Genomic DNA, 22,345 nt, shown 5'->3' with positions numbered 1-22,345 from the left:
CTCACCCGACCGGCGGGCGCGGCCGGCTGAGCCGTGCGGCGGGCCCGGCGGGAGACCGGAGGCGCTATCAGCGGATCGCCGACGCCCGGCGACGCCACCGTCCTTTCCGGACGAAGAACAGCATCCCGCCGCTGCCCATGACGATCAGCGCGCCGACGACGGCGAGGATCAGCGGCAACCGGTCGCCAACGGTGGACGGCAGGCCCCAGGCCCCGGCCCGGTCGGGAAAGGTCAACGTGCCGGTGAAGGTGCGCCGGATCCGCCCACTCTCCAGGGTGAGCTTCGCGTCCCACGGGCCGTTGACCAGTTGCTCGTCGAGCAGGAATGTCACCCGCCCACCGCTACCGGGCGCGAGGGTGGCGCTTCTCTGCGCGCGGAACGGGCCGGCGTTGATCCGGCCGCCGCTGCCGGACAGCCACAGTTGCCCGTCGATGTCGAGCGCGCGCTCGCCGGTGTTGTGGACGTCGGCCTTCACGATCGGTACGCCCTGCTCGGTCCGCCCGGGAGTGACCTGATCGATGCGGAAGTCGGACGGGGGGTCGCCGCCAAGGCCGATGTCGAGGTAGACCCGGATACCGACCCCGTTGACGATCTGGACGTTCTCGTCCTGGCCCGGCGTGGGTGACGCCACCTCGGCGACGATGGCGCCGTAGCGCTCCCCCTTGGTGGCGTTCGGCGGGATGCTGATCCGGGCGGTCAGCCGGGTGCGGCTGTGTGGTGGTGCCAGGAACGTCGGCTGGTCGATGGTGATCCATGACGGCAGTTCGTTGGCGTTGCGGTCGTCCGCCGGCCGGAAGCTATTGTCGCGGATCTCCGCGGCGGTGACATGGACGTTGACCGGGTGCGGCTTGCCGGAGTTGTTGGTGACCTCGAACCGGCGGGTGATGGTGGTCCCCGGGTTGATGTGGTCCACGATGTACAGCCGCGCCCTGGGATCGTCACGACGGTTGGACGAGGCCTCGAGGAGACGGATGCCGAGCGTGCTGCCGTCGGGCCGGAGCGGTCGTCGTCAGGAGCAGCGTCACGGCGAGGACGCCCACTGCTCTGGCCAGCCGGCTGGGTGTGATCATCCGTCAGGTGACGGTGTGGGAGATGGTCCCGGTGTACGTGCCCGCCACCTTGTTGAGGGCGACCTGGGCGGTCAGGGAGGGATTCCACGTGGCGGAGTTGTTGCCGGTGCCGCCGGAGTGGCTGAAGGCGGTACGCGACACGTCCAGCGTCTGCCCGACGGGAGGTGGCGGTGGGGCGAACGCCCCGGCCTGTCCCGGGGTGAAGGTCCCGTCGCCGGTGGTGGCCGTGGCGTTGCCGGAGAAGTAGTAGATGCTGGAGTTGGGGATGGTCTCCGGTGTGGTCTCGCCCCCGGTGGTGAAGTCGGTGCCGGTGACGGTCGCGGTCCAGGTCGGCGTGAGGGACGCACGTTCGTCGCTGACGGTCACCGGCCCGAGCGACCCGTAGGCGTACCCGCCGGGGGTGGCGTCGTTCCCCAGGTCCGCCGTGTCGGGCACGGTGATCTCCAGGGCGCCGGCGGTGACGTCGAAGGTCGTCGTCGTGTCGCAGGCGGTGTCCTCGGCGCACGTGTCGGCCTGGGCCGGCGCTGCGGTGAGCAGCCCGGCCGCGAGCACGACCGCGCCGATGATTCCGGCACTGGTCTGTTTTCTCATGCAAACCCCCCGTAGTGGCATTAATCGGTCCAGAGGATCCTAGCGAGCATGTCCGTATCCGGCAGGAGTTCGCCGAGACCGGCGGCCGGCCGGACCCCACGCCGACACCCGGGCGGGGCTGGGATCTCAGCACATTTTCAGCACACGATCAGCAGCGAACGGTACTTTCCCCCGGCCCGTGGCGGGCGTGCCGCAGCACCACCAGCACTCGTCCAGAACGGCACGGTCGGGCTGTCTGGTCAAGGTCAACGAGGTCCTGAACCGGCTTCCACGCGTGGATTCGATGCGCGCCCCGGCCCCGGTGCGCCCGTTTTGCCCATCTCCGGCAGCGAGGAGCAGCGTGAGACACATCCTGGCAATGGGTACGGCCGCGGTCACCCTGGCCGCGGCCGTACTCGTCGGCGGCCCGTCGCAGGCCGCGCCCCCCGACGGCACCGGACGCCGCGTCGGTGACGGTTCGGCCCGACCGGCACCGACGGCACCCGCCCCGACCCACGACACCGACCAGTACGTGCCCCAGCGCCCGCAGCCGTACCGACCGGTGACGCCGGACCGTAAGGCCGCGCGACCGAAGGCGACCCCACCGGACTTCGGGCCACACGAGAAGATCGTCCGCGCGTACCACCGCGGCCAGCTGTCGCTCGACGAGACCGTGCGGTACGGCACGATGGTCGGTTCCCCCGCTTCGGTACCCGCGCACCTGCGTCCCACCGGCGCCATCAAGGACCCGACAAGGTACCTGACGTACCTGTCGATGCTGTCGGCCAAGGCGACGCCGGCTGCCTCCCGCACCCTGACCCCGACGCTCACCGCACCCGCGCCCGCACCCGCCACCGCCGGGCCCACCGGGTACGACGACTGCGCGGCCGAGGACTACGAGTATCTCGACGTCAACTACAAGTGCCGGGCCAGCGCCGGTGAGTTCCTCATCCTGTACAACGTCGCCGGCAGCGGCCAGCCCGGCATTCCGCCGGTGTACAACCCGAACGGGCGGCCGGAGGCCGTGCAGCACATGCTGAACTCGCTGTCGATCGCGGTCGGCGAGTACCGGGAGATGGGGTATCCCCTGCCGGTCCGTGCCGACAAGCCCTACGTGCTCGTGTACGGCGTGAACAAGCTCGGCCCGGTGGACATCACCGCGCCGTTCGTGTTGCCGTCGGGCCTGAACCAGCAACCCACCATCCTGGTGCCGACCAGCGAGAACGAGTGGGACTACATGCCCCGGCACGAGCTGTTCCACGTCATGCAGTACCAGTACTGGGACCGCTCCGACGTCGTCGCGGACTGGATCTGGGACTTCGTCGGCGGCAAGGAGTTCGGCTCGATGAACTGGTGGATGGAGGCCACCGCGGAGTGGGCCGCCCACCAGACGTACGCCCGCACCGGCGGGTGGAGCCCGCTCGGTGAGGACGACAACTACGCCCGCAACGTGGACGACGTGCTCTCCAAGCCCGGGCAGGCGTTGAACTCCTGGGGTGGCCTCGGCGGCGGCCCACAGTACGGCTCGTTCCTGCTGCCCGCGTACCTCACCGAACGGACCGATGGCGCCTTCGTCCGGCACACCTGGGAGAGCGTGCGGGACCACGACCACCTGCCGATCGAGGCGATCCGCAACGCGGTGGCGGGCTACGGCATGGACTTCAAGCACATGCTGCTGGGCTACCACATCGCCAACTACCGGCTGGCGAAGGCGAACAGCCCCTCCCTGCCGACCCCGCCGGGCAGCTGGGATATCTACGGCTACCAGGACCCCGACGCCACCCTGTGGCGATCGGAGCTGTACGGCGTCACCGCGACCGACGACGACGGTCTGGGAGACGCCCGGCCGGCGCGCAAGAAGCACACCGTAGCGGCCGGTACGCACACCGAGTACCAGGACATCCTGCGCAAGGGTGGGGCGGTCTACCACGACTTCTGGGCCAAGGCGCAGTCCGGCGACCCGAGCTGCGGCTACTGCTCCACCCTGCTGGTGGACACCACCAAGGACAACAACCGCAGCTCCGCCATCATCATCTGGTCGCCCAAGGGCAGCCCCGGCTCACTGGCCGAGTACCCGACCATCCAGACGGTGAAGTACCCCGACGCCGGCGGCCTCATCACGGTGTCGAACTTCGCGTATCCGATGGTGGCCACGCTGGTGACCACCTGGACCGAACTGGACGTCCACTCCCAGGACGCCGCCGAGTCCCCCAAGACGTTCAGCACCTACATGGAGACCACACTGCCGATCAAGGAGCGGCAGTGCGCGTTGCGGGCGCCCAACGTCACCAGTCTGCACCTGAACGCCGCCCCCGAGGCGACGTTCAACAACTACGCGGCCAGCACCCCGGACGGCTGGACCGGCGGCGACTCCACCTACTCGGTGAAGCTGCCGGACGGCCGCATCATCTGGCTGTTCTCCGACACCTGGCTCGGCCCGCTCAACGCCAACGGCACCCGGCCGACGACAGCGCCGCTGGTGAACAACACGTTCGTGGTGCAGAACGGCAACAGCCTCACGACGTACCACGGTGGAACGGCCGGGGCGCCCAGAGCCATCATGGGTCCCACCTCCACGACCACCTGGTTCTGGATCGGCGACGGGCACCTCTCCGGCGGTAAGTTGCAGGCGGTGTACCAGGAGTACCTGAAGTTCGGCCCCGGGTCGTGGGACTTCCGGTTCAACCGCAACGTGGTGGCGGACTTCGACCTGGGCAACCTGCGCACTCCCGTCCGGGTCCGCGACCTGCCGTCGGCCAGTGGAGTGGCGTGGGGTTCGGCGCTGCTGCCGGCCAGCCGCAGCGGTGACGGCTACACCTACATCTACGGCGTCGACGACTCGCCGACGCACAAGCAGATGCGCATCGCCCGGGTCCAGGGCGACGACCTCGGGTCCGGCACCTGGCAGTACTACACGCCGTGGGGCTGGTCGTTCCGGGAGCAGAACGCCCGCAACACGCTCACCGGCATCGCGAACGAGTACAGCGTGACGCCGTGGAACGGCCAGTACCTGCTGCTCAGCCAGGACAGCACCGAGGCGTTCAGCGGTCAGATCATGGCGTACACGTCGTGCTCGCCGTTCGGGCCGTTCACCAACCGCACCCCGGTCTACCGGATGCCCGAACCGGGTCCGTACGGCAGCTACTGGGACGGTGACATCATCGCGTACAACGCGCACGTCCACGCGTCACTGAGTTCCGGCAACACCTTCGTCGCCTCGTACAACGTGAACAGCATGGACACCAGAGTGAGCCCCGAAGGGGACCACTACCGGGACCCGGGGATCTACCGCCCACGGTTCTTCCGGTTCACCCTCGGATAGCTCGACCGGCGGTGTGGCGGTGCGGATCCCGCGCCGCCACACCGCCGTCACGGCGGGGGTCATTCCGGGCCCAGCTGACGCAGCCGCTCGGCCAGTTCCCCGGCTGCGGCGGCGTCCAGGCCGTGCAGCAGGGCCAGCGCCCGCCGCCACGCACGCCCGCACCCGGTCGCCTCGCCGGCGGCGAGGCGGCTCTCCCCGAGGCTGACCAACGTACGCGCCTTGCCCATCCGGTCGCCGCACTCCTGCGACATCTCGATACTGCGCTCGTAGCACCCGATGGCGAGGTGGTATTCGCCGCGCTGGTGGTGGATGTACCCCATGCTGTCCCAGCCGGCCGCCTCTCCGTGCCGGTCCGCGCTGGCCCGCAGCAACGCCAACCCCGCCCGGCAGTGCGTGAGCGCCGCGTCGTACTCGCCGAGCTGGGCGTGCTCCCAGCCCAGCGCGGCGAGGGTCCGTGCCTCCCCGACGTCATCGCGTTCGGCGCGGAACAGGTCCAGGGCGAGTTCCAGGTGACGCACCGCGTCCCGGTGGCGTTTCTGCCGGTCGAGCATTCGGGCCACGTCCAGTTGGACGTGCGCCTGCCCGATCCGGTCGTCGACCGCCCGGTAACGGTCGAGCGCGTGCTGGTAGTGGGTTTCGGCGTCGCCGTGTCGGCCCAGCCGGTCGTAGCCGTCGGCCAGGTACCGGTGTGCCACCGCCTGCGCCGCGGTGTCGGCGGCCTTCGTCGCCATCGTCACCGCCGTACGCTGCGCCCGCACCTGGTCGTGGCGGTGCCACTGCCGGCTCAGCCACGGCTTGATCGTCCAGGCGAGCTGCCAGGCGTGGGCGGCGAGCCCTTCGGCGGCGGCCCGGTCGATCGCGGCCAGCACCGCCGGCCGTTCGGCGGTGAACCAGGCCAGGGCCTGCCTGCGGTCGGCCGGCTGGTCGACGGGTACGTCGTCGGCGCAGGGCTCGAACCGGATCGGCGCCCGGTTCGGCTCCACCAGGGTGTCGGCGCGCCGGGCACTGTGCAGGTAGTGGTCGATGAGCCGGCGTACCGCCCGGCGGCGGTCCTCCGCCGGATCGGTGGCGTACGCCAGTTCTTCGGCGTACGCCCGGAGCAGGTCGTGGAACCGGTAACGGCCGGGGACGTGTTCCTCGATGAGGTGTACCCGGACCAGCTCACCGAGCAGCGCCTGCGCCCGTGGCACGGGCAGCCCCGTGAGGCTGGCCGCCCCGGACAGACTGATGTCCGGGCCGGGGTGCAGGCCGAGCCGCCGGAACACCAGCGCGGTCTGGGTGCCGAGCGCCCGGTAGGACCAGGAGAAGACCGTCCGTACGTCGGTGGCCGAGTCACCGTTGGCCAGGGCGTCGAGGCGATCACTGCTCTGCTTCAGCTCGGCCGCGAGCGCGTTCAGGGTCAGGCGGGGACTGGTGGCGGCGCGGGCAGCGACCACGGCCAGCGCCAGGGGCAGCCGCCCGCACGATTCGACGATCTCCGCGGCCGCCCGTGGTTCGCCGGCGACCCGCCCGCTGCCCAGGCGCCTGGCCAGGAACTCCCGTGCCTCTGCCGCCGAGGGACGCCCGAGCGGGAGCGGCATCGCGCCGTGCCCGGCCACCAGTCCGGGCAGTTGGTCACGGCTGTTCACCAGGACGAGGCAGCCCGGCACTCCGGGCAACAACGGGCGGACCTGCGCGGCGTCCCGCGCGTTGTCCAGCACGATCAGCACGCGGCGCGGTGCGACAACCGTACGGAGCAGGGCGGACTGTTCGTCCAGGGCCGCCGGCAGCCGGCTTGCCGGCACGCCCAGGCCGACCAGCAGCCGGCGCAGCGCATCGGCCGGTTCCATCGCGGCCCCCGAGGTGTCGAAGCCGCGCAGGTTCACGAAGAGCTGCCCGTCCGGGAAGTGGTCGGTGACCCGGTGGGCCCAGTGCACGGTGAGCGCCGTCTTGCCTGCGCCGGGAGCACCACTGATCACGGCGATCGCGACACCGTCGTGCCGCGACTCCAGCAGCGCGTCGAGCGCGGCCAGTTCTCTGGTACGGCCGGTGAAGTGGGGCACCGGCGCGGGCAACTGCCGGGAGCAGGAACCGTCCGGGGCCGACGGCGCGGCCGGCATGCCGTCGGCCAGCACCGCCCGGTGGACGCGGTGCAGTTCGTCACCGGGTTCGACGCCGAGGTCCCTGGTCAGCCGGAGCCGGGTTTCCCGGAACACCGCCAGGGCTTCGGTACGTCTGCCGGCGCGGTGCAGCGCGGTCATCCACAGCGCGACGGCGGTCTCCCGCATCGGGTGCTCGGCGACGACGGCGGCCAGCCGGGCCACCGCATCGGCAACCCGCCCCGCACCGAGCTCGATCCGGGACAGCTCCTCGATGGCGGAGATCCGCTCCTGTTCGAGGATCTGCCCGATGGTCGCCCCGAGCCACTCGCCCGCGACGTCGGCGAATGCGGGACCGCGCCACAGGTTCACGGCCGTTCGCAGCAGCTCGTCGGATGGGGCGTCCGCGGCCGTCGCCTGCCGCACCAGCCGTCGGAACCGGTGCGCGTCCACCGACTCGCGCGGCACGGACAGCTGGTAGCCGTGCCCCGCCGTGGCCAGCTCGACTGCCGGGACGCCACGGACGAGCCGACGGAGTCGGGACACGTGCCCCTGGATGGCGTTGCGCGCCGAGGCGGGCGGGTCGTCGCCCCACAGCGCGGTGACCAACTGGTTGAGGGTGACCACGTGCCCCGGGGCCAACAGGAGCATCGCCAGGATGGTGCGTTGCTGGGCGTTCGTCGGGCAGAGCCGCTGGCCGTCGCGCCACACCCCGACCGGTCCCAGCACCCGAAACTCGACATCGTCCACTGTCCACCGTTTCCTCGCACCCGAGCAACCGCCGCGAGCAGGTCAGCCTAGTGTCCACCGCCGACAGGGCGCCGCCGAGGACGGCACGATCAGCGCGATTTCAGTGCCCTTTCACGGGTCGCCGATACGGTCCCCGACGATCCACGCCAGCCATTGATCCCGGGAGCAGTGCAATGACTTTCCGTACCCTTCGTCGTGCCGGCGTGCTGACCGCCTGCCTCACCACCCTGGCTGCCGCGAGCCTGTTCGCCGCCGCGCCCGCGCAGGCCGCGGTGTCCTGCTCGGGCACCGTGACCTACAGCAAGACGGTGCCGAGCAGCAACCCCGTCGGCGAGTTGGTCATCTACTACAACACCAGCAACGGCGGCACCAACAGCGCCTGCTTCTACCACCGGGGTGCCGCCTACGGGAAGTCCGCGCTGACCGGGGTGCAGATCGGGCGCTGCGCGCAGCAGTCGGGGCAGGGACGGCCCTGCGATTTCACCGCGCTCTCCTCCCCGGACGAGGGCACCTACTCCTACCAGGCCGGACCGGTCGGGGTCACCGGCACCGCCAACTACTGCGTCTCGGCGAAGGGTTGGATCGTGTGGGGTGGCCGCGTCTACACCGTGGACAGCCTCACCCGGGGTTGTTGAGCCACCACCCGCACTCGACATGGGCACGCGGCGTTCCTGTTTGCGGTGGGTGGGGTCCGGCGCGTGTTGCCGCGGCATGCCGCACCCAGGATCAGCCGTGCCGCCCGATGGTGGCGTGCGCGGGTAGCCCGCTCGGCCGTCACCGGACTCTCCCGTGCCACTGCCACTGCTCCCGGCGACCGGCGCGGGCCAGCGCGATCCGACCGGTGCACCACAGCAGGGTGTCGACGGCGGCGTGACCGGCCGGGGCGTCCGGAAACAGTCGCTCGACCGCGGGGTCGCACAACCAATCCGGTGGCACCCAGTCGAGTCCGAGGGCGCGGGCGATGTCATGGGTGTGCACGACCAACTCGACTATCCCCATGGCGGCGAAGCCGGGACCGTCGGAGTGCCCCCACGGGTGCCAGGCGCGAACATCGGGAGTCGCCTCACGAACGGCCCAGGCGAGGACGGTTCCGGCGATCCGGAGGCCCTCCAGGCACGCGGGGATCGGTGCGCGCGGGTCGAGCGAGGCGAAGAGCGTGATGTACCGGTCGGCTGGCTGGGCGATGAGCAGTCCGGCGTACCCGACGACGCCGAGGGCCATGTGGTCCAGCGTCTGTCGACAGGTCCACTCCAGGCCGGCGGCGTTGCGGGACCAGTCCTGGTCGATCGCCTTCTCCAGCACCTGAGTGCATTCGCTGGCGGCCGACGAGACCAGGCTGGACCAGGAGCCGTTCATGCCCGGAGGGCCGGCGTGAAGTGCTCGACGATGCGCGCATAGCTGTCGAGGGCATGACCGTTGGCGACCGCCTCTTCGACGAGCCTCTTGGTGTACTCGGCTGCCGTGGCGTCGATGCCCCGGGCCCGGCTCTCCTCGATCAGGTGCTCGACCGGGGAAAGGTGGGTCTCCAGCGTGGCGTCGCTTGCCGTGTAGTCGCCGGTGTCGATCTGTTCGGCGTAGGGCGTGAGGAACGAGGCGACGCCGGTGAGCCACTGCCTGGCCAACGGCAGGAAGGTGGTCGCCGGGACGTTCTCGCTGCCCACCAGCGCGGCAGCGTGCATGAAACCGTTGAAGGTGCTCCACATGATGCCGAGCAGCGCCACGTCGTACACCGACGCGAGGCCCACGTCGGCACCCAGGTGGATGGTGCCACCACCAAGGGCCGTCAGCGCCGGTCGGTGTGCCGCGAATGTCTCCGACGGACCGCCGTAGAGAATGACCGCCTCCGCCGTGCCGATGCCCGGTGGAGTCATCATGATGGCCCCGTCGAGGTATCCGGCGCCGCGTTCGGCGGCCCAGCCGGCCATCGCCCGCGCCTGCGCCGACGTGCCGGAGGTCAGGTTGACCAGCAACCGGCCGGCGAGGGCATCGCTCACCGGACCGAGGATCTCGTACGCAGCCTGGTAGTCGCGTACGCAGACCACCACCAGCGGACTGGCCGAGACGGCGGCGGCGACGCTGTCCGCGCCGGCCGCGCCGGCGGCCACGAGTTCCTCGGCCCGACCAGCCGTACGGTTCCACACCGTCGTCGGGTGCTCGCCGGCCAGAAAGGCCCGGGCCAGCGCCCGGCCCATCATGCCGAGGCCGATCACCGTCACCGGCACGCGTCCGTCGCCCATCCTCATGTCCCCACTTCGTACGGGGCCGCTTTCCGGCCCGGCGGGAACAACGCTCGCATCGGATCACCTTGCCGGACAGTGGCAGGCCTGACGACATTCGCCAGTTTCCTGCCACTACTCTGGCGATCATGAACCGGCACACGGTGGCGGCATCCGTCATCGACGACGCACCCCTGACCCCGTGGGACGTGTACGAGCTGGGCATCGCGTGCGCGATCTTCGGCGGCTCGCACAGCGACCTGGCCGACCCCTGGTACGACTTCCGGCTGTGCGGGATCCGACCGGGCAGCGCGCACAACGGGCCGGGCCTCGTGGTGAACACCCACCACGGCATGGCCGATCTCGCCCACGCCGACACCGTGATCGTGCCGTCGGTGCCGGACGACTGCGTGACCGGCGACCGACCGTTCCCGCCCGAACTGATCGAGGCGCTCCGTCGCGCCGGCACCACCGGCGCACGGATCGTCTCGCTGTGCAACGGCGCCTTCGCCCTGGCCGCCGCCGGCCTACTCGACGGCCGTCGGGCCACCGCTCACTGGGCCCACACGGAGTTGCTGGCGGAACGCTATCCGGCGGTCCTCGTCGACGACTCCGTGCTGTACGTCGACGAGGGGCAGATCCTCACCAGCGCCGGGCTCAGCGCTGGGCTCGACCTCTGCCTGCACCTCGTACGGCGCGACCTCGGCGCGCACGTCGCGAACCAGTTGGCCCGCCGCATGGTGGTCCTCGCCCATCGCCCCGGCGGACAGGCGCAGTTCATCGAGCGCCCGGTCATGCCCAGCGACGACGACAGCCTGACCCCGGTGTTGCACTGGGCCATGGAGAAACTCGACCGGCCGCTGTCGGTGGATGCCCTGGCCGTGCGGGCACGGATGAGCCCCCGCACCTTCCACCGCCGGCTGCTCGCCGCAACCGGACTCACGCCGATGAAGTGGCTGCTCACCCAGCGCGTCGCGCGGGCGCAGGCGCTGCTGGAAACCACCGACCTACCGATCGACGAGGTCAGTCGGCGAGCCGGGCTGGGTACCGCGAACAATCTGCGCCGGCATTTCTCTCTCCACGTCGGGCTGTCGCCGACGGATTACCGGCGGGGATTCCCCGCCGTCGGGGAGCGTCAACCGATGCCTGTCGGCACAGCGGCGTTCCCTGCCAGCTGAACCAGGGCGAGCGGAAGCGGCCCTGGTGAGCGCAGCTGTCGGCTGCCGCCGTCAGGTCGGGATGAGCCGTGTGTCCGCGGTGGCGACGCCGGCCGGCCGGGCCGAGCGGCGGCGGGCGAGAAGCCGGGCGGTGGCCGTCGGTAGCAGGGCGACCGCCGCGGCGACGGCGATGGTGAGAAGGCCCAGCAGGGTGGTCCGCCACGGCCAGGTGTCTCCGGTCAGGCGCAGGTGCCGCGCCGGGTACTCGGTGAACTTGGCCGTGGCGCGGGCCGTGGCCTGGTCGGTGTGCTCGGCCAGGTCACGCAGGACCGGGTCGAGGGAGAACTCTCCGGGAGCCTGGTCGGCGTGCGGGAGGGTCACGGCGAGGCGACGCTCGGCCGCCCAGCGGGCCAGCACGGGATCCGGCTGGTCGACGCCCGGCACCACCAGGCGGTCCACCGGCCCGGCGGTGTCGGTCGGCACGGCGAGCAGGAGGGCTCCATGGCGCGTGGTCACCGTACGGCCGGCGGCGACCGGGATGGTGCGGGCGGCGAACGAGGTGCCGGCGTACGCCTCGAACACCGAGGCCACGTCCAACTCCCCGACACCGTCGACCAGGCCGATGCCGACGGTCGGGCGCCACCACGGGAAGGCGACGTTGAGCGCGTACGGCAGATCGGACAGCGCCAGCCGCTGCTCGGGAATCCGGGTCGACGCGTCGAGTGACCAGCCCGGGTACGCCAGCTCCCGGCCGATCCGCTCCGCGTCGGCGGGCCCGGCCAGCAGCTCCACCATGCGCAGCGCCCCGACCAGTCCGGAGGTGACACCGGCGGTGGTGACGATCCGGCCGGCCTGCACATAGCGCTCCCCGGCCACCCACTCCACCTGCCGGTACCGGCTTCGCAGCGACCCGAGGCGCTGCCAGAACGAGGTGGCCTGACGCCCGTCGAGCAGGCCGGTGGCGGCCAGCACCTCGGTGCCGGCGCAGACCCCGAGGACGTACGCGCCCCGGTCGGCCCGGCGGGTCAGCCAGTCGCGCATCGGTGCCTCCCGGCTGCCGGTCGGATCGACCACCGCCGGGACCACCACCACGTCCGGTCGCGGGGCCGTTCCCGCGTCGACGTCGGCGAACGTGTGCTCGGGAACGATCCGTAGCCCACCGGAGAGCGGCGTCGGCGTACGTCGTTCGCCGACCGTGTAGACGAAGAACCGCGACGAGCGGGCGAACACCTCGTACGGCATCAGCACATCACCGACCACCGAGCCGGTGGTCCCGGCGACCACCGCCACGACGGTCGTGCCCGGCGGGGCGGTGCGCGGCGTCGACCAGTCGGACCGCGACACCGCGGTGGCCGGGCCGGCAAAACTGTCGCGCATCGTGGCGGCCACCCCGGCGGCCGCGGTCGCACCCACGGTGGCCAGGGACAGGACGAGGCCGAGCAGGGTCAGGGCAGCACGACGCAGGAAACGGGGCATGCGGGAACTCCGGACGGGAGGCAGGGCGGGACAGGTGGTCAGGCGGGACGGGCCGCCGAGGGCGGTACGCCGTGGCGGGCGGCGTACAGCCGACGAAAATGGCGGGCATCGCGGAAGCCGCACCGGGCGGCCACCGCCTCGATGGTCAGATCGGTCTCGGCGAGCAGGTTGGCGGCCAACTCCAGGCGCAGGCGCTGCTGGTACTCCAGCGGGGTGCACCCGATCGTCGCGGTGAACGCCCGGGTCAGGCCGCGCGGGGACAGGTGCGCCAACCGGGCCAACTCGTCGAGGGTGTGCGGGGCGTCGAGGTGCTGGGCGATGTGGTCCTGCACCCGGTGCACCGCCGGATGCAGGTGGGCGCGGTGTGCCAGGAAAGGACTGATCTGCCCCTGGGCACCGTCCCGGCGCAGGTACACCACGAGTTGGCGGGCCACCGCGGCGGCCAGCGCCGGCCCGTGGTCGCGTTCGACCAGGGACAGCGCCAGGTCGATGCCGGCGGCGATGCCGGCGCTGGTGCTCACCGGCCCGTCGTGCACGTACAGGACGGCTTCCTTCACCTTGGTGTCCGGGTAGCGCCGGCGCATCGCGTCGATCAGGGACCAGTGGGTGGTGCATCGGCGTCCGGCCAGCAGTCCCGCCTCGGCCAGCACCGCCGCGCCGGTACAGACCGCGGCGACGCGGGCGCCGTCGCGTACCGCGCTACGCAACCAGGGCAGTACCGCCGCCGGTACGAGCGGATGTTCCGGCGTGGGCGGTCGTAGCCGCGGGCCCGGCACCAGAATCAGGTCTCCGGCGGCGGTGGCGGGCAACGGGTCGAGGCCGGCCAACCGCAGCCCCTGGGCCGAGGTCAGCTCGCCCGGGTCCGCCGACACGAACTCCAACCGATAGTCGGCACCCTGGTACGCTGCCGCGTCGAAGACCTGCACCGGACCGCCCAGGTCGAGCAGGTTCACCTCCGGCAGCACCAGTACGACCACCCGTCCGGTGCTCCTGTCCTCGCTGCTCACGGCCTCTACGCTAGGTCAGCGACGACTTCCCGCCGAGGGCCACCGAGGTCGTCCATCGGACGGATCAGGCACTCGACCACGGACCGCTGCGCCGCTCACCGTCGCGGGGCTGGCGGCTGTCGGGGTGGATACCTGCCACAGAGCATTGACTTCGATCTGCGCGGAGACTCACCGCTGCCCGGAATCGACGTTTCGTCGGGATGCGCCCGGGTAGCCCGTCCTCACGGACGACACCGGAGCAACGGGAGGCACCGCATGGGATACCGGGCGCGCGACGGTGAGCTACCGGTCGACCCGGAGCACGCCGAGGACGAGGCCGGCCAGGCGCGGCTGGTCCAGGTGAAAGCGGACACGACGGTGCCGACGTCGGACGGCGCGGAGCCGGACCTGGTCACCGAGGACGACGGCTCCGGTGTGGCTGGTGGTTCCTCGGGTGGCAGCGGCGGCGGCTCCGGTATGCCGGGGCACCCGGACGCCGCTCGCTGACGCGCTCCGACCAGCGCGGCGACGAGCTTGCCGACGCCGCCATGGGCCGTGTAGCGCTTGCGTCACAGTCCGTGCAATCTGATCTTGGTTCGTCGAACTCCCTTGACCTCAACCCTCCTTCACACCGGACGGTAGGTGGTGTACCCGCACAACGTGTCGAGGGAGACTCCGATGATTTTGGTGACCGGCGCAACCGGAAAGACGGGCCGCCAGGCAGTGGCGCAACTGCTGGCGGCGGGCATGGACGTCCGCGCCCTGGTCCGTGACCCGCAGGCGGCCGCGCTACCGGAGCAGGCCGAGGTGGTCCGTGGCGACCTGACAGATGCGGCTTCCGTCGAGGCGGCCATGGAGGGGGTGGACGGGGTCTTCCTCATCTGGCCACTGCTGACGGCGGACGCCGCGCCCGCGGTGATCGCGGCTGCCGAGAAGCACGCCCGCCGCATCGTCTACCTGTCCGCGTGGGGGGTGCCGGACGACGACACCGTCGAGCCGGAGCCCGGCATCCTCGCCTTCCACACCGCGATCGAGCGTGCGATCCGCGCCTCGACCCTGCAGTGGACGTTGCTGCGTGCGGGCGGCTTCGCGTCCAACACCCTCGCGTGGGCGGAGCAGATCAAACAAAGCGACGTCGTCCGCGCCTCGCATGCCCGGGCGACGCGGTCGCTGGTACACGAGGCGGATCTCGCGGCGGTGGCGGTGACTGCGCTCACGACGGCCGGCCTGGAGGGTAGGGCCCCGCACCTGACCGGTCCACAGGCGCTGACCCAGGCGGAGCAGGTCCGTACGATCGGTGACGTCCTCGGCCGCCGGATCGTCTTCGAAGAACTGGACGAAGAGGCGGCGGCGGCCGCCCTGGAGGCACAGGGCCTGCCCCCGGAATACGCCCGCGCCATCGTCGAGGCCCACGGGCAGATGGAGTCGGAGCCGGAGCAGGTGTCTCCGGCGGTGGCCGAGATCACCGGTCGGCCCGCACGCACCTATCGTGAGTGGGTCGCGGACCACGTGGCGGACTTCGGCTGATCCCACCTTCCTCAGCCGGCCGGCGGCTACCCGCTGGTCGGCCGACCGAGGTAGGTGATCGGACCCGGATCGGGCACCGGGATCTCCTGGAAGCCCAACCGGTCGTAGAAGCCCCGGGCCCGCACGTTCGCGGTCACCATGCCGACGTGCAGCGCCGCCGCCCCGGCCTGCGCGGCGGCGGCGAGGAAGGTCTCGACCAGGCGGCGACCATGGCCCGCGCCCTGAGCCTCCGGCAGCAGGTCGATGTGCAGGTGCGCCGGATGGTCGGCCAGTTGCGGCAGCAGCATCCGCTCCGGCCGGTGGTGCTGGGCAATCATCTCCTCGTCCGGCGTGCGGGGCGGCCGGGTGGGTGCCGGATACCGGTGCGCCAGCCGCGGAATCCACTGCTCACGGTAGGCGCGTACGAAGGCGGGCGTGTCCACCGTGCCGATGACGTACCCGACGACCCGCTCCCCCTGAGCCAGCACGAAGGCCAGCTCCGGTTCGAGATGCAGGTAGGGGCCGGCGAACAGGTCGGGCATCAGGTCGTCGCTGGCGTACTTCCCGCGGGCGTCGCCGCCCGCGTCGGCGGTACGGACGCAGATGTCGTACACCGCGTCGTGGTCCTCGTCCCGGTACCGCCGGATGACCGGCCGTTGCCCCAGTGGCGTGCTGTCCATGCCCGGACGGTAGGCGTTGGAACCGCTTCCAGCGCAAGCGGCGGTACGCGGTGGCTGGTCAGTCGGTCCGGCGACCTCGGTGGCTCCGGCGGCGACCAACGGGCGGTGGCGGAGGGGACGGGTTCACGCGTCGGTGTCGTCAGGGGCGGGCGGCGAGCCGTACGGGCACCGCGACGAGATTGGTCCGCGACCCGTCCACCGGCGACACCTCGTACACCTCGATTGTGCCGACCTGCTCGCGGTCCAGACGGTAGTCCACCAGTACCCGGTAGTCGCCCCGGCAGCCAGTGCCGCAGGTGGCGGTGGTGAACGTCGTGGCGATCTCGCGGCCGGCGGCGTCCAGGACGCGCACACTGACGGTGGCCTCGAACACGTCCGCCGTCCCGGCCACCGTGACCGGGCCGGCTACCCGAGCGCCGATGCCGGGAGAGGTCACCACGATCGGTGGGAGCAGGTCCGCGTAGTCGGCGCGGTCCACCGGAGCGGCGGCGCCGAAGCGGACCCGCCGCACCGTGGGGAACTGGGTGAGCGTCCAGACGATCTGCGCTTCCCGCAGCCGCACGGCGGCCGGTCCGCCGGTCGTCGGCACCGCCGCGAGCACCGCCGTCCCGTCGGCGATCCGGGTGACCTCGACGCCGGCGGGCACCAGCGTGGCCAGACCGGCGGATGCCTCCACCGCCGTCGGCCCGGCCGCCAGCTCGGCCAGCGCCAGGCGGGAGGTGGTCAGGATTGTCGGACGGGTACGCCTGGTTGGGACGATCCGCCCGTCCCGGGTGTACCACAGCTCGACGGTGACCGTACCGGTCGGCGGCGCGGTGGGGGCCGGTGGCGTGCTGGTCCCGGTCGGGCTCGGCGGTCCGGCCGGTGCGCTGGTCGGCGGCGGCGCGACGGTGGTAGGCGCGCTCGGCGTGGCGACCGGGCCCGCAGTCGGCGCCGGCCCGAGGGAGCCCGACCGGGGCGACCCGCATCCGCCGAGCAGGAGCAGGACGACCACGCCCAGCCTGACCGCCGCGCGTCTCACGGCGCACCCCCCGGTGTGCCGGGCTGTTCGCCGCCGGCTTCCCCGGCGGCGGTTGGCGGGCCCGCCGCCGGCAGCGCGAGCCGGAACCGGGTGCCGACGCCGGGTGTGCTGTCCACGCTCAACCGGCCGGCGAGCAGGCGGGCGTTCTCCCGGGCGATCGCCAGGCCGAGCCCGCTGCCGGGGCCGGAGCGGGCGGGGTCGACCTTGTAGAAGCGGTCGAAGATCCGGGGCAGGTGCTCGGCGGGGATGCCCGGGCCCTCGTCGGTGACCTCGAAGACGACATCCGGACCGGCGTGGTGGGCGCGGGCTCGCACCACGCCGCCGCCGTGCTCGACCGCGTTGGCGAGTAGGTTGCCGAGGACCCGTTCCAGCCGGCGGGGGTCGGTCCGCAACGCGACGCGGGCCACGTCGACGGTCACCCGCCCGGTCCAGGCCCGCGCCCGCAGGATCGACCGCAGTAGCGCCGCGGCGTCGACCGTGGTCACGGCGAGCGGTTCCCGGCCGGCGTCCAGGCGGGAGATCTCCATCAGGTCCTCCACCAGCCGACGAAGCCGAATCACGTCGGTGACCAGCAGTTCCCCGGTTCGGCGGGCGTCGGCGGGCAGGTCATCCAGGTGGTCGCGCAGCAGCGAGGCCGCGGCCACCAGAGCGGTGACGGGGGTACGCAGCTCGTGCGCCACGTCGGCGGTGAACCGCCGCTCCCGGGCCTGGGCCCGGGACAGCGCCTCGATCTTGGTTTGGAGCGCCTCGGCCATCTCGTTGAACGAGGCGGCCCAGACGCTGAACTCGTCCCGGCCCCGGACCGGCAGCCGGGTGGCGAGCAGCCCTTCGGTGAGCGCCCGGGCGGCCCGGCTGGCCCGGCCCACCGGTTCCAACGTGCGGCGCGCGAGGGTGTGCCCCACGGCGGCGGCGAGCAGCACGACGAGTACCCAGCCGGCCAGCAGCGCGGTGCGGAGCTGGTCGAGTTCGGCGGCGATGTCGTCCTCGACGGTGACCACGTACAGCTCGGCGGTCGAGCCGGGGATGCGACCGCCGACCACGAGCAGCCGGGGCCGGGCCTGCGGGGCGGAGCGTTGGTAGCCGAGCTGCCCGGCTGCCACGGTCGCCCGCAGCGTCCCGCCCAGCGGGGGCGCGTACCCGGGGTGCGACGGGTACGTCCCGTCGTCAACGAGCACCACGTGCCGACCGCTGCCCTCGAAGCTCGTCAGCAGCTCACCGCGGCGCTGCGCGGTGAGGGGCACGAACTGCCCGGCGAGCACCAACCGGTAACGGGCGTCCGCCGCGGACTGCTGCACCGAGGCGTCGAACCGGGCCTGCCGCAGCAGCGCGTACGACCCGCCGGCGAGCAGCCCGGCGGAGACCCCGGCGACCAGCACGAACGCCACGGTCAGCCGCCGACGCAGGCGGCCGGGGACGACGGGGTCAGCTGTCGGGTGCCCTTTGCTCTGCTGCCACCCACGCACCGGGCACCTCCCTCACGCCGGCGACAGCTTGTAACCGACACCCCGCACGGTCCGGATCAGCCGGGGATGGGCCGGGTCGTCCTCGACCTTGGCGCGCAGGCGCTGCACCGCCACGTCCACCAGCCGGGAGTCGCCGAGGAAGTCGTGCTGCCACACCCGCTCCAGCAGCAGTTCGCGGGTGAAGACCTGCCCCGGCCGGCGGGCCAGCTCCAGCAGCAGCCGGAACTCGGTGGCGGTCAGCGCCAGATCCCGCCCATGCTTGCGGGCCACGAAGCTGGCCGGGTCGATCTCCAATGCACCGACCTCGATGGTGGTTGGTGCCGGCGGGTCGGTGGCCCGGCGCAGCACCGACCGGACCCGGGCGACCAGCTCCGGCAGGTCGAACGGCTTGCGCAGGTAGTCGTCGGCGCCGCACTCGAGCCCGACGACCACGTCGATGGTGTCCGTCCGGGCGGTCAGCATGAGGATCGGCACCCGGCTGGTCCGCCGGATCTCCCGGCACACCTCGAACCCGTCCAGACCCGGCAGCATCACGTCCAGGACGATCAGGTCGGCCGGTCGGGCCCGCCACGTGGTCAGCCCGGACCGGCCGTCGACGGCGGTGTCGACCCGGAAGCCGGCACGGCGCAGGCCGAGGGCGGTGACCTCACGGATGGAGGCGTCGTCCTCGACGATGAGCATCCGGCCTTCCATGCGGTGAGCGTAGCCCCGTTGGAGGCCCTGCTGACCTGCCGAAACGGCTGGTGTGGCGGGCCCGGACGACGCCGGGCCCGCCCGTTGTCACTCCTGCCACTGGTGGGCGACGTCGAGCACGATCCGGCTGTGCGCGCCGGGGCCGGACAGGACGGCCACCCGGAACGGCAGCCGCGCCCGCACCCCCACCGCGAAGGTGGTGTAGCCCTCGAAGCTGCCACCGAACACCACGTCGCGCAGCGTCCGGTGGCGCAGCACGTTGGCCGCGTGCTCGCCGACCCGGTACGGGACGGTGGCGGCGTGACCATCGTCGTACGCCGGGGCCTGCAACGAGACCCGCAGCAGCTCGTCCCCGGCGGTGTACGGCGACAGCGGCAGTCCTTCACCCTCTGTCCATGTCTCGCCGTAGGTGACGGTGTAGCCGCTCACCGGGCCGGCGAACTCGAAGACCACCCGGTCGAAGCAGTCGTGCCGGCCCGTCCGGACCTCCATCAGTGGGGCGCTGCTCGGCGAGCCGGCCGCCTTCGCCCCGCTGCCCCAGGTGATCCCGCAGTACGGCGACCCGGTCGCCGCCTTCGCCGCCTTCGCCGCCGCGCCGGTGTGCGTGGCCGTGCCGGCAGCCGCGCCGGCGACCAGCCCGGCGGCCACGAGCGCCAACACGGTGAGTCCACTCCTGATCCGCATCTGTCTCCTCCTCCGACCGGTGTGGGTGCCGGCACCTGTCGTTCCGGCCCTCGGGTCCACGGTGGAGGGGGTTCACGGCAGCGACCTCGCCGTTGCGTAACAGCCGGGTAACAGTGCCGGCGGACGTGCCGCACGAGGTTTCCCGGCGTTCCGGCGCGGCGTGTGGTGCGGCACCCTTCATGACTTCTTCACCGCTGCGGTGGTCCCGCCGGCCAGAATGAGGCATGAACGCCCGGATCCTGATTGCCGAGGACGATCCGAAGCAGGCCCGTCTGATCCAGCTCTACCTGGAGCGGGAAGGAAACCGCACGCTGGTCGCCGGCGACGGCCGTTCCGCACTCGAACAGTGCCAGGCCCACCGACCCGACCTGGTCGTACTCGACATCATGATGCCCGGGACCAACGGGCTGGACGTGTGCCGGACGCTGCGGGCCGGGTCCGACCTGCCGATCCTGCTGCTCACCGCCCGGACCACCGAGGACGATGTCCTGCTCGGCCTGGACAGCGGAGCCGACGACTACGTCACCAAGCCGTACAGCCCGCGCGAGTTGGTGGCCCGGGTGCGGGCGCTGCTGCGGCGCGCCGGCACGGTCGGCGCGGGCGACCGGAAGGTGCTCACCGTGGGCGATCTGGAGGTCGACCCGGGCCGGTTCGAGGTACGGGTGGCTGGCCGGCCGGTGGTGCTGACGGCCAAGGAGTTCGGCATTCTCGAGGTGCTCGCCGCGAATCCCGGGCGGGTCTTCACCCGGGCCCAGATCATCGACAAGGCCTTCGGGTTCGACCACTTCGTCCTGGAACGCACGGTGGACGCGCACGTGATGAACCTGCGCCGCAAGATCGAGGCGGATGTCACCCGCCCCCGGTACGTGCAAACCGTCTACGGACGCGGATACCGGCTGGCCGAGCAGGTTTTGTCCCGATGAGTTTCCGCCTCCGGGTGCTCGCGCTGGTGGCGCTGGTGGCGGTGACCGCCACCGCCGCGACCGCGTGGCTGGTTTTGCGGCAGGCGTCGCGGCAGCTCACCGAGTCGGTGACGGCCGACCAGAACACCGCCGCGCTGATCACCAGGACCGTCCGCGAGTACGGCGTGCAGCACGGCACCTGGGAGGGCGTCGCAGCGGCCGTGAGCCAACTGCACGATCGAACCGGGCAGCGGATCCGACTGGTCACCGAGGGCGGTGAGGTGGTGGTGGACACCGACCACCTGCTGGGACGGGCAGCCCGCGACGTGACCGGACCGCCGATCTCGGTCAACCCCCGCCCCGTGCTGGAGTTGCCGGAGACCCAACTGCTGCCCGGCGCCGTCTCCGTGGTCACCGCCCAGATCGACCGCTACCGACAGGGCATCTCCATCGCCGCCTGCCTCACCCGCCTGGGCGCGCAGGTCTTCGTGGCCGGCGGCCCGTACGGCGTGCCCCGGTACTCGGCCAACCCGGTCGACGGTCCCGGGGCAGCGGCCGACTGCGCGGCACCGGCATCGTCGGACGCCGCACGCCGCCGTGACCTGGAGACGGTGTCAGCATGCGCCGACCCGGCGGACGAGGCCGTTTTGGGCACCCCGGCAACCGACCGGACCCAATCGGTGCCTGCCGACGGCGAGGTGGTCACGCGCTGCCTCCGGCAGGCGTTCAGCCGCCGCGTCGCCGACTTCGGCCCGCCGACCCTGGAGGTCTACATCGGTACGCGTGGCGAGGCGGCGACCGGTTCGCTGGCGGTGGGGCCGGCGTTGGTCGCCACCGGCCTGGTCGCGGTGCTGGCGATCGCGGGTTCACTGTTGGTCAGCCGACGGGTGCTGCGTCCGATCGAGGCGCTCACCGGCGCCTCCCGGCGGCTCGGGGCCGGTGACCTGACCGAGCGCGTGCCCGTGGTGGGCCAGGACGAACTGGCCGTGCTCGCCCGCTCCTTCAACCGGATGGCTGATTCGCTGCAACAGGGTGAGGAGCGGCAGCGCCGGCTGATCGCGGACGTGGCGCACGAGCTGCGTACCCCGCTGGCCAACGTTCGGGGATACCTGGAGGCGCTCAAGGACGGGGTGGTGGACCCGGACCCGGCGCTGTTCGCCTCCCTGCACGAGGAGGCGGTGCTCCAGCAACGGATCGTGGACGACCTGCAGGATCTGGCTCTGGCCGAGGCGGGCGCCCTGGTCTACCACCACTCGGTGGTGGACCTCGCCGAACTGCTGGAGACCTGCCGGATCGCCCACCAGGCGGTCGCCGACGCCGCCGGGGTGCTCCTGCTGGCGTCGGCCGCCGGCCCGATCCCCGTGCACGCCGACCCGGACCGGCTGCGGCAGGTGTTGGGGAACCTCGTCACCAACGCTCTGCGGGCGACCGCCGGTGGCTCGGTGACCCTGACCGCCGCCCGGGCCGGAACGCGGGCGACGATCACCGTGGCCGACACCGGCACCGGCATCACGCCCGAACACCTGCCGTACGTCTTCGACCGGTTCTGGCGGGCCGACGGGGCGCGGGGCCGGAGCACCGGTGGCAGCGGTCTGGGACTCGCGATCGTCCGGCAGATCGTGGCCGACCACGGCGGTGGCATCTCGGTCGCCAGCGAACTCGGGGTCGGCACGACGTTCGAGATCCAGCTACCGCTGCTTTCCGAACCCCGCTGAGTTCGCACGCCATCCGCACATGTTCTTGACAGCTTCTTCACGGCCGGTGAATAGCT

Annotated in this window: 19 protein-coding genes; 7 read left to right on the top strand and 12 right to left on the bottom strand. The window is 72.0% G+C overall.

Features of this window, described 5'->3' with window-relative positions; genetic code table 11:
* Positions 1-67 precede the first annotated feature (67 nt).
* Both E1166_RS01175 and E1166_RS01170 read right to left on the bottom strand, forming a co-directional pair.
* Positions 68-913 carry a hypothetical protein gene (locus tag E1166_RS01175; RefSeq protein WP_132334946.1) on the bottom strand — a complete coding sequence of 282 codons (846 nt, stop codon included), beginning with the start codon at positions 911-913 and terminating at the stop codon, positions 68-70.
* A 160-nt stretch (positions 914-1,073) separates the two neighbouring features.
* Positions 1,074-1,661 carry a hypothetical protein gene (locus E1166_RS01170; protein WP_132334944.1) on the bottom strand — a complete coding sequence of 196 codons (588 nt, stop codon included), beginning with the start codon at positions 1,659-1,661 and terminating at the stop codon, positions 1,074-1,076.
* A 340-nt stretch (positions 1,662-2,001) separates the two neighbouring features.
* Between E1166_RS01170 and E1166_RS01165 the strand changes: the two genes are divergently transcribed.
* The gene (locus E1166_RS01165) at positions 2,002-4,962 is read left to right on the top strand and encodes a hypothetical protein (protein WP_132334942.1); all 2,961 of its coding nucleotides are present in this window, start codon (positions 2,002-2,004) and stop codon (positions 4,960-4,962) included.
* A gap of 59 nt (positions 4,963-5,021) precedes the next feature.
* Here E1166_RS01165 and E1166_RS01160 read toward each other — a convergent pair whose 3' ends face one another.
* Positions 5,022-7,790 carry a BTAD domain-containing putative transcriptional regulator gene (locus E1166_RS01160; RefSeq protein WP_132334940.1) on the bottom strand — a complete coding sequence of 923 codons (2,769 nt, stop codon included), beginning with the start codon at positions 7,788-7,790 and terminating at the stop codon, positions 5,022-5,024.
* A gap of 173 nt (positions 7,791-7,963) precedes the next feature.
* Between E1166_RS01160 and E1166_RS01155 the strand changes: the two genes are divergently transcribed.
* Positions 7,964-8,425 (top strand): hypothetical protein, encoded by a 462-nt coding sequence (locus E1166_RS01155; protein WP_165944198.1) that lies wholly within the window; start codon positions 7,964-7,966, stop codon positions 8,423-8,425.
* A 139-nt stretch (positions 8,426-8,564) separates the two neighbouring features.
* Here E1166_RS01155 and E1166_RS01150 read toward each other — a convergent pair whose 3' ends face one another.
* Both E1166_RS01150 and E1166_RS01145 read right to left on the bottom strand, forming a co-directional pair.
* Positions 8,565-9,146, bottom strand: a complete 582-nt coding sequence (locus E1166_RS01150) for a maleylpyruvate isomerase N-terminal domain-containing protein (protein ID WP_132334938.1) — start codon at positions 9,144-9,146, stop codon at positions 8,565-8,567.
* A complete protein-coding gene (locus E1166_RS01145) occupies positions 9,143-10,027 on the bottom strand; it encodes an NAD(P)-binding domain-containing protein (RefSeq protein ID WP_132334936.1) in 885 nt (294 codons plus the stop codon). The genes E1166_RS01150 and E1166_RS01145 overlap by 4 nt, the downstream gene beginning before the upstream one ends.
* 128 nt (positions 10,028-10,155) lie before the next feature.
* Between E1166_RS01145 and E1166_RS01140 the strand changes: the two genes are divergently transcribed.
* Positions 10,156-11,184, top strand: a complete 1,029-nt coding sequence (locus E1166_RS01140) for a helix-turn-helix domain-containing protein (RefSeq protein ID WP_132334934.1) — start codon at positions 10,156-10,158, stop codon at positions 11,182-11,184.
* A 51-nt stretch (positions 11,185-11,235) separates the two neighbouring features.
* On the opposite strand, the gene E1166_RS01135 is transcribed toward E1166_RS01140, so the two are convergent.
* Both E1166_RS01135 and E1166_RS01130 read right to left on the bottom strand, forming a co-directional pair.
* Complete coding sequence (locus E1166_RS01135) at positions 11,236-12,639, bottom strand: DJ-1/PfpI family protein (RefSeq protein WP_132334932.1); 1,404 nt, start codon at positions 12,637-12,639, stop codon at positions 11,236-11,238.
* A 38-nt stretch (positions 12,640-12,677) separates the two neighbouring features.
* Positions 12,678-13,646: a GlxA family transcriptional regulator gene (locus tag E1166_RS01130; protein WP_132334930.1), complete on the bottom strand. Its 969-nt coding sequence runs from the start codon at positions 13,644-13,646 to the stop codon at positions 12,678-12,680.
* A gap of 255 nt (positions 13,647-13,901) precedes the next feature.
* Between E1166_RS01130 and E1166_RS01125 the strand changes: the two genes are divergently transcribed.
* Together E1166_RS01125 and E1166_RS01120 are read left to right on the top strand one after the other, a co-directional pair.
* A complete protein-coding gene (locus tag E1166_RS01125) occupies positions 13,902-14,132 on the top strand; it encodes a preprotein translocase YidC (RefSeq protein WP_132261305.1) in 231 nt (76 codons plus the stop codon).
* Positions 14,133-14,303: 171 nt separating this feature from the next.
* Positions 14,304-15,152: an NAD(P)H-binding protein gene (locus E1166_RS01120; RefSeq protein WP_132334928.1), complete on the top strand. Its 849-nt coding sequence runs from the start codon at positions 14,304-14,306 to the stop codon at positions 15,150-15,152.
* Between the two features lie 26 nt (positions 15,153-15,178).
* On the opposite strand, the gene E1166_RS01115 is transcribed toward E1166_RS01120, so the two are convergent.
* From E1166_RS01115 to E1166_RS01095, 5 genes are all read right to left on the bottom strand, one after another.
* The gene (locus E1166_RS01115; protein WP_132334926.1) at positions 15,179-15,811 is read right to left on the bottom strand and encodes a GNAT family N-acetyltransferase; all 633 of its coding nucleotides are present in this window, start codon (positions 15,809-15,811) and stop codon (positions 15,179-15,181) included.
* A gap of 139 nt (positions 15,812-15,950) precedes the next feature.
* A complete protein-coding gene (locus tag E1166_RS01110; protein ID WP_132334924.1) occupies positions 15,951-16,832 on the bottom strand; it encodes a Gmad2 immunoglobulin-like domain-containing protein in 882 nt (293 codons plus the stop codon).
* Complete coding sequence (locus tag E1166_RS01105) at positions 16,829-18,295, bottom strand: HAMP domain-containing sensor histidine kinase (protein WP_132334922.1); 1,467 nt, start codon at positions 18,293-18,295, stop codon at positions 16,829-16,831. Before E1166_RS01105 ends, E1166_RS01110 begins: the two co-directional genes overlap by 4 nt.
* A gap of 12 nt (positions 18,296-18,307) precedes the next feature.
* Positions 18,308-18,988, bottom strand: coding sequence for a response regulator transcription factor (locus E1166_RS01100; RefSeq protein WP_132334920.1), 681 nt, complete (start codon positions 18,986-18,988; stop codon positions 18,308-18,310).
* Between the two features lie 87 nt (positions 18,989-19,075).
* On the bottom strand, positions 19,076-19,672 hold the full coding sequence (locus E1166_RS01095; protein ID WP_132334918.1) for a hypothetical protein: 597 nt from the start codon (positions 19,670-19,672) through the stop codon (positions 19,076-19,078).
* Between the two features lie 224 nt (positions 19,673-19,896).
* On the opposite strand from E1166_RS01095, the gene E1166_RS01090 reads away from it, so the two are divergent.
* Positions 19,897-20,595, top strand: a complete 699-nt coding sequence (locus tag E1166_RS01090) for a response regulator transcription factor (RefSeq protein ID WP_132334916.1) — start codon at positions 19,897-19,899, stop codon at positions 20,593-20,595.
* Positions 20,592-22,289 (top strand): ATP-binding protein, encoded by a 1,698-nt coding sequence (locus E1166_RS01085; RefSeq protein ID WP_132334914.1) that lies wholly within the window; start codon positions 20,592-20,594, stop codon positions 22,287-22,289. The genes E1166_RS01090 and E1166_RS01085 overlap by 4 nt, the downstream gene beginning before the upstream one ends.
* The last annotated feature ends 56 nt before the right edge of the window (positions 22,290-22,345 follow it).

Origin of the sequence: Micromonospora sp. KC213, assembly GCF_004348325.1 — a bacterium.
Lineage (GTDB): Bacteria > Actinomycetota > Actinomycetes > Mycobacteriales > Micromonosporaceae > Micromonospora.
This window is presented reverse-complemented; position numbering and strand designations above follow the sequence as displayed.

Excerpts from the sequence above, each read along its gene's own strand:
- E1166_RS01170 (WP_132334944.1), bottom strand. The coding sequence starts at position 1,661 with ATGAGAAAACAGACCAGTGCCGGAATCATCGGCGCGGTCGTGCTCGCG.
- E1166_RS01155 (WP_165944198.1), top strand. The coding sequence starts at position 7,964 with ATGACTTTCCGTACCCTTCGTCGTGCCGGCGTGCTGACCGCCTGCCTC.
- E1166_RS01150 (WP_132334938.1), bottom strand. The coding sequence starts at position 9,146 with ATGAACGGCTCCTGGTCCAGCCTGGTCTCGTCGGCCGCCAGCGAATGC.
- E1166_RS01145 (WP_132334936.1), bottom strand. The coding sequence starts at position 10,027 with ATGGGCGACGGACGCGTGCCGGTGACGGTGATCGGCCTCGGCATGATG.
- E1166_RS01140 (WP_132334934.1), top strand. The coding sequence starts at position 10,156 with ATGAACCGGCACACGGTGGCGGCATCCGTCATCGACGACGCACCCCTG.
- E1166_RS01135 (WP_132334932.1), bottom strand. The coding sequence starts at position 12,639 with ATGCCCCGTTTCCTGCGTCGTGCTGCCCTGACCCTGCTCGGCCTCGTC.
- E1166_RS01125 (WP_132261305.1), top strand. The coding sequence starts at position 13,902 with ATGGGATACCGGGCGCGCGACGGTGAGCTACCGGTCGACCCGGAGCAC.
- E1166_RS01120 (WP_132334928.1), top strand. The coding sequence starts at position 14,304 with ATGATTTTGGTGACCGGCGCAACCGGAAAGACGGGCCGCCAGGCAGTG.
- E1166_RS01115 (WP_132334926.1), bottom strand. The coding sequence starts at position 15,811 with ATGGACAGCACGCCACTGGGGCAACGGCCGGTCATCCGGCGGTACCGG.
- E1166_RS01100 (WP_132334920.1), bottom strand. The coding sequence starts at position 18,988 with ATGGAAGGCCGGATGCTCATCGTCGAGGACGACGCCTCCATCCGTGAG.
- E1166_RS01095 (WP_132334918.1), bottom strand. The coding sequence starts at position 19,672 with ATGCGGATCAGGAGTGGACTCACCGTGTTGGCGCTCGTGGCCGCCGGG.
- E1166_RS01090 (WP_132334916.1), top strand. The coding sequence starts at position 19,897 with ATGAACGCCCGGATCCTGATTGCCGAGGACGATCCGAAGCAGGCCCGT.
- E1166_RS01085 (WP_132334914.1), top strand. The coding sequence starts at position 20,592 with ATGAGTTTCCGCCTCCGGGTGCTCGCGCTGGTGGCGCTGGTGGCGGTG.